This window comes from Pseudoalteromonas shioyasakiensis (assembly GCF_022398475.1).
GTDB lineage: Bacteria > Pseudomonadota > Gammaproteobacteria > Enterobacterales > Alteromonadaceae > Pseudoalteromonas.
The window spans coordinates 1-6,548 of the sequence record NZ_JAKEVM010000187.1 but is presented as its reverse complement, the minus strand read 5'-3'; the positions used below and the strand labels follow the sequence as shown (position 1 = coordinate 6,548).

Below are 6,548 nucleotides of genomic sequence, written 5' to 3'. Positions count from 1 at the left end.
CAAAAATATTTATTAGCGACCATTGTGCATTTCTTTTTTTCTTAGTTTTAACCTGAAAAAAGTGATAATACGTTTTTCCATCAATAATCTTTCTAACAACGAAGTCGTCATGCCAATCGCAAAAGACTCGATCTACAGTATTATTTTCTAGAATTTCTAAACTGGCTAAACTAGCGGCTCTAGTTTGGGCTTTATACCTAGATAATGTATCTCTGCCGTCCTGTTCTCTAGGATCTACTTCATGTAACTTAACCAACTGTCAGCAACCTCTCTTTATTAGAGTTGCTTTGCAGGAAAGATTTGTGATTGGATATGCATCACTTTCTATCCATGAAAGCTTATTATTAATATTTTCCGTGATTAATAATGACAGTTATACCGACTCAAATCGATACTGTACATTATTACAGTACTTATCCCGATATCAAGTGTCAGTGGTCAATTATTAAAACAACCCGCTATCATCTTCGGCAGACGGGTGAGTTGCTTCAAAACACATTGGGTCAGGCCTTACTTTTTGACTTAACCCTATCTCCTTCGCTCGAAATAAATTTCACGCCTACGGTAGCGGGTTTAGCCATAGCAATGTGCGGGCACGTCTAACTCAAAACTTATGCCTTAAAGCTCCTTTACTCTTTCCCCTAGCAACTCGCTAACTTGGGTATTTTTAATCTGCCTTCTAACGACTGATATCTAATAACTCTTTTTCAGCGTTAAAACGCCTCCTACAACTCGCACCTCGAAACTCGTTCCTCGTAACTTTCCTCTCGCAACTCGCTAACTTATTTCTTAATCTGATAGCTGACGGCTGAAAGCTGATAACTCCCTTCCCCTTTACTCTCGCGAACTTTCCCCCTGCTAACTTTCTCCAAAACACAAAAAAGCCGTTACATTGCTGCAACGGCTTTTTGGCATTTGAATTTAATCAAACCTTAGTCACGGTATGTCTCAACCGCTGGGCATGAACAAACTAGGTTACGGTCGCCGTATACGTCGTCGATACGGGTTACTGTAGGCCAGAATTTGTCTTTTGCTACGCTTGGTACTGGGAATGCAGCGTAGAAGCGGTCGTATGCACGATCCCACTCATTGCCTAGTACGTCAGCTTGTGTGTGCGGTGCAAACACTAGCGGGTTGTTTTCAATTGACCATTCGCCAGATGCGATACGGTCGATTTCTGACTTGATTGACACCATTGCTTCGATGAAACGGTCGATCTCAACTTTAGACTCAGACTCAGTTGGCTCAATCATTAGTGTGCCAGCTACTGGGAATGACATAGTTGGTGAATGGAAACCATAGTCTTGTAGACGTTTAGCTACGTCCATTTCTGTTACGCCTGTTTGCTCTTTGATTGGGCGTAGGTCAACAATACACTCGTGCGCAACGCGGTTGTTACGGCCACGGTATAAAATTGGGTAGTGCTCGCTTAGCTTCTCAGATAAGTAGTTAGCGTTCACGATAGCCATTTCTGTTGCTTGTTTTAAGCCTTCAGAGCCCATCATGGCAATGTATGCCCACGAGATTGGTAAAATAGCTGCTGAGCCGTAAGGGGCTGCAGAAACCGCACCGTTACCGATGTTTGTGCCAGCAACATTAATTACGCTGTGGTTAGGCATAAATGGCGCTAGGTGAGATTTAACACCGATAGGGCCAACACCTGGACCACCACCACCGTGTGGAATACAGAATGTTTTGTGTAGGTTAAGGTGCGATACGTCAGAACCAATTGAACCTGGGCTTGTAACACCTACTTGCGCGTTCATGTTTGCGCCATCCATGTACACTTGACCGCCGTGCTGGTGCACGATGTCACAGATTTCACGAATTGTTTCTTCGTAAACACCGTGTGTAGATGGGTAAGTGATCATGATACAAGATAGGTTTTCAGATACCTCTTCGGCTTTCGCTTTAAGGTCTGCCATATCAACGTTACCGTTTTTATCACAGTCAACAACCACGATTTTCATGCTTGCCATTTGTGCAGACGCTGGGTTTGTACCGTGCGCTGAACTTGGGATCAAACATACGTTACGGTGACCTTCACCGCGTGACTCGTGGTATTTACGAATCGCGATTAAGCCTGCGTATTCACCTTGTGCACCTGAGTTAGGCTGTAGTGAAACTGCATCGTAACCTGTGATGTTTACTAACCAATCATGTAACTCTGTCATCATGATTTGGTAACCCGCAGCCTGATCAAGTGGGCAGAATGGGTGTAAGTTTGCAAACTCAGGCCAAGTGATTGGGATCATCTCAGCTGTCGCATTAAGTTTCATAGTACATGAACCTAATGAGATCATTGAGTGGTTAAGCGCTAAGTCTTTGTTCTCTAAACGCTTGATGTAACGCAACATTTCAGTCTCGCTGTGGTACGAGTTGAAGTTAGGGTGCGTTAAAATTTCGTCATCGCGTACTAGGCTTGCAGGAATTGAGTTGCTGCCATTTACTTCGATTTCGTTTGCAAGTGCGTCAACGCTTAGGCCGTGGCCTTCACCTAAGATGATGTCGAATAACTCAGCTACGTCTGCACGGGTTGTTGTTTCTGATACAGAAATTGAGTATTCACCTGCGCGGTTAGACGCAAAGTTAACGCCGTGCTCTACTGCACGTGCAACGATTTCGTCTTTGTTATCTGCAACAACAGTCAGTGTATCGAACCATGTGTCGTGCTTAAGGTTTACGCCTTTCGCTTTTAAACCTGCTGCTAAGATGTCAGCAAAACGGTGGATACGCTCAGCGATAGTTTTAAGGCCTTGTGGACCGTGGTAAACCGCGTAGAACGCTGCCATGTTCGCTAGTAATACTTGCGCTGTACAGATGTTTGAGTTGGCTTTTTCACGACGAATGTGTTGTTCACGTGTTTGCATTGCCATACGTAGTGCGTCGTTACCTAAACGGTCTTTAGAAACACCGATAATACGACCTGGCAGTGAACGCTTGTACTTGTCGCGTGTTGCGAAGAATGCAGCGTGTGGACCACCGTAACCCATAGGTACACCAAAACGCTGTGCTGAACCAAGTACTACGTCTGCACCTAGTTTACCTGGTGCTTTAAGCATTAATAAGCTCATGATGTCTGCTGCAACACAGGCAATCGCTTTTTTGTCTTGTACTTGTGCGATTAGGTCAGTTACGTCAGTGATTTCACCGGTTGTTGATGGGTATTGGAATAATGCACCAAAAATCTCATGATTAGCCGCTTCGCTTGCAGGACCAACAACAACTTCAAAACCAAACTGGTCTGCACGTGTAGCCACAACATCGATAGTTTGCGTATGTACGTCATCAGCAATGAAGAAGATGTTTGCTTTTTTAGCTTTAGCAACACGCTTTGCAAGGCCCATTGCTTCTGCAGCAGCCGTTGACTCGTCAAGTAATGACGCGCTTGCTAAATCAAGACCAGTTAGGTCTAGGGTCATAGTCTGGAAGTTTAATAATGATTCTAAACGACCTTGTGCAATCTCTGGTTGGTATGGTGTATACGCAGTGTACCAGCCTGGGTTCTCAAGTACGTTACGTAAAATTACGTGTGGTACGTGAGTTGGGTGGTAGCCTTGACCGATGTATGATTTGAACACTTTATTTTTGCTTGCTACTGATTTTAAGTAGCTTAGTGTTTCAACTTCAGTGCGGCTTTCGCCAATTGATAAACCTTGCTCTAAGCGAATGCTTGCAGGTACCGTTTGACCGATCAGCTCTTCAACACTCGATACTCCAAGAGCGCTCAGCATGTCGCTTACTTGCGCTGGGCTTGGCCCAATGTGACGGCGAATAAAATCTTGCTTTTGCTCTAATTGTTCAAGAGATTTGGCGTTTGACATTTGTCCAGATTCCTATGATCCAAAAAAAAGTGGTTACTGCCAATGGGTAACTGGCAATAACTTAAAAACAGGTTGATTCAGTAACTTACAGCGTATGGAAAAGTAAGCTATAAAATCATAAAAGCCCCACTTATGAGGGGCTTTTAGTCGGCGTGACTAATTAATTAGTCTTCGTCGATTGTGTTAGCGTAGCCTTCAGCGTCTAACAGGTTATCAAGCTCTGATGTGTCAGATGCTTTGATACGGAATAACCAACCGTCAGTGTACGGGTCGTTATTTACTGTTTCAGGCGAATCTTCAAGCTCTTCGTTGATTGCAACGATTTCACCGCCGATTGGTGCGTAGATGTCTGATGCTGCTTTTACAGACTCAGCTACTGCGCAGTCTTCACCCGCGTCAACTTCATCACCAACTTCTGGTAGTTCAACGAATACCATGTCGCCAAGAAGTTCTTGTGCGTGCTCAGTGATACCTACAGTAAACGTACCGTCACCTTCGTCGCGAACCCACTCGTGTGAAGTAGCATATTTTAATTCGCTTGGGATATTGCTCATCTTTTTGTTCCTTTGGTTCTGATACCAATCAACTTAAATATTTAACCATTCTAGCGGTCTAAATAAAGCGCTAACAGCGTTATTAATTTCTCAGGTAGAACAACTACATATCAAAATTAATGCCTTGTTATCACTCTATTTATCTGTCGCTATAAGTGGCTAACAACTCAACATAATTGGCATTATTAGGTGATAACACCAAATTTTTTATAGTTTAGATAACTGATTTGCCGTTACGTACAAAGCAAGGTTTAACAACCTTAACGTTAACCAGTTTTTTACGCATCTCTACTTGGGCTGTTTCGCCAGTTGAACGCGGAACGCGTGCTAGCGCAACACTGTGACCAAGGGTTGGTGAGAATGTACCAGAGGTAATCACCCCTTCACCACCTTCAACGATGACTTTTAAACCGCTACGCAATACGCCTTTTTCTTCAAGCACTAAACCAACTAGTTTGTCTGTGCTCTTGTCAGCGCGTTGCTGTTCTAATACTTCACGACCGATAAACTTACGATCCTCTGGCTCCCATGCGATTGTCCACGCCATGTTTGCAGCAAGTGGAGAAACACTTTCGTCCATATCTAGGCCGTAAAGGTTCATACCCGCTTCAAGACGTAACGTATCACGTGCACCTAGACCTGCTGGCGCTACGCCTGCGTCTAGAAGTTGTTGCCATAAATCAGCAGCTTGATCGTTAGGTACTACGATTTCATAACCATCTTCGCCAGTATAGCCTGTTGTCGCAATAAATAAATCACCTGCTTGCACACCAAAGAAAGGCTTCATACCTTCAACAGCAGCTTGTTGCTCTGCGTTAAGTACTGTTGCTGTTTTAGCACGTGCGTTAGGGCCTTGAACGGCAATCATTGCGAACTCAGGACGCTCAGTAACCGTTACGGCGAAATCAGCCGAAACTTTAGCTAAATGCGCTAAATCTTTTTCTCGTGTTGCTGAGTTAACTACTAAACGGTAGTTCGTTTCTGAGAAGAAGTAGATGATAAGGTCGTCGATTACGCCGCCTTCTTCGTTAAGCATACCTGTGTAAAGTGCTTTACCTGATACAGTTAACTTAGCAACGTCGTTTGCAACTAGCTTACGTAAGAACGCTTGCGCTTGCTCGCCTTGAATATCGACAATAGTCATGTGAGATACGTCAAACATACCTGCATCTGTGCGAACCGCATTATGCTCTTCGATTTGTGAGCCGTAGTTGATTGGCATTTCCCAGCCGTGGAAATCAACCATTTTTGCGCCAGCTTCAAGGTGCTTAGCATGTAAAACTGTTTTAGAAGTCATAATATTCCTTCACTTTTAAATTAACCCACAAGTTGTGGGGCGTGGCCTCAATTTAATGAGGGGGAATAACATGGGCGGCGATTATACATTAGTTGCACAGTTGTCACACCCAAATTGCGATTTTGTAACTAAAAAACAGCTAAACACCCAAGTGCGTAGCTGTTTTAAAAATTTTATCTTTTAAGCAACGTTGGCTAAGGCTAAATCAAAGCCGAGCTGCTGCAAGTGCGTTTGCCATTTATCAAGCTCTGCTTGGCGCGCCACCAGCTGAAATTGCTGTGTTGCTTGGTTATCTATGGCGGTAATAAATACCTCACCGCTTTGTGCACCATAGCAGCTGCGCATGTCTGATAAACGCAGCCCCGGCGTTAGCTTAAAGCTGTCGACCAAGGCATCAAACGCTTGCTCACCACTTAAGGTTAGCGCGCTTAAATCGTCACGCATTACATAATCAATGTCGTAACGTAGTTGTTGCTCATTAATAAGCGACTGTAATTGCACGCTGGCATCTTTACCTAGCACAAAACGAAATGCAGTTTCGTTAAAGTAATACAGGGCATAAGCGTAGCTGCTTGTTAGGTCATCGTCTAATGAACTACGTAAGCCTAAACCGCTGGCGGTTAGCTTATTAATATCAAGACCTAAAATAGCCGTTAAAAATGGGATTGCTTCAGTGCCACTAAAATCCATAATGGCAGTATCGCTATTTGCTTGTAGCACGTTGTCTGCTGGGGTCTCAGCTTGGCTGTGGCGAGCAAACATTATTGGCGTAAAAGTCATATGTGACACCTATCAATCGTTAATGCTTGAAGTATATTGCGCCGTGCTGGCAACAACAAATTGTAATTATTTATCAATTGATAAATAATGCTT

5 protein-coding genes are annotated in these 6,548 nt (G+C 43.8%); all 5 read right to left on the bottom strand.

Features of this window, described 5'->3' with window-relative positions; genetic code table 11:
* On the bottom strand, nt 1-256 hold a 256-nt coding region (locus L1D51_RS19940; RefSeq protein WP_239964611.1), incomplete at its 3' end, for a dsDNA nuclease domain-containing protein.
* 676 nt (nt 257-932) lie between these two features.
* Nucleotides 933-3,824 (bottom strand): aminomethyl-transferring glycine dehydrogenase, encoded by a 2,892-nt coding sequence (gene gcvP / locus L1D51_RS19935; protein ID WP_239964610.1) that lies wholly within the window; start codon nt 3,822-3,824, stop codon nt 933-935.
* A gap of 164 nt (nt 3,825-3,988) precedes the next feature.
* Complete coding sequence (gene gcvH, locus L1D51_RS19930; protein WP_054551324.1) at nt 3,989-4,378, bottom strand: glycine cleavage system protein GcvH; 390 nt, start codon at nt 4,376-4,378, stop codon at nt 3,989-3,991.
* A gap of 214 nt (nt 4,379-4,592) precedes the next feature.
* Entirely contained in the window at nt 4,593-5,675 is a 1,083-nt protein-coding gene (gene gcvT, locus L1D51_RS19925) for a glycine cleavage system aminomethyltransferase GcvT (protein ID WP_239964609.1), read from the bottom strand.
* Nucleotides 5,676-5,855: 180 nt separating this feature from the next.
* The gene (locus tag L1D51_RS19920) at nt 5,856-6,455 is read right to left on the bottom strand and encodes a hypothetical protein (RefSeq protein ID WP_054560756.1); all 600 of its coding nucleotides are present in this window, start codon (nt 6,453-6,455) and stop codon (nt 5,856-5,858) included.
* Nucleotides 6,456-6,548 lie beyond the last annotated feature (93 nt).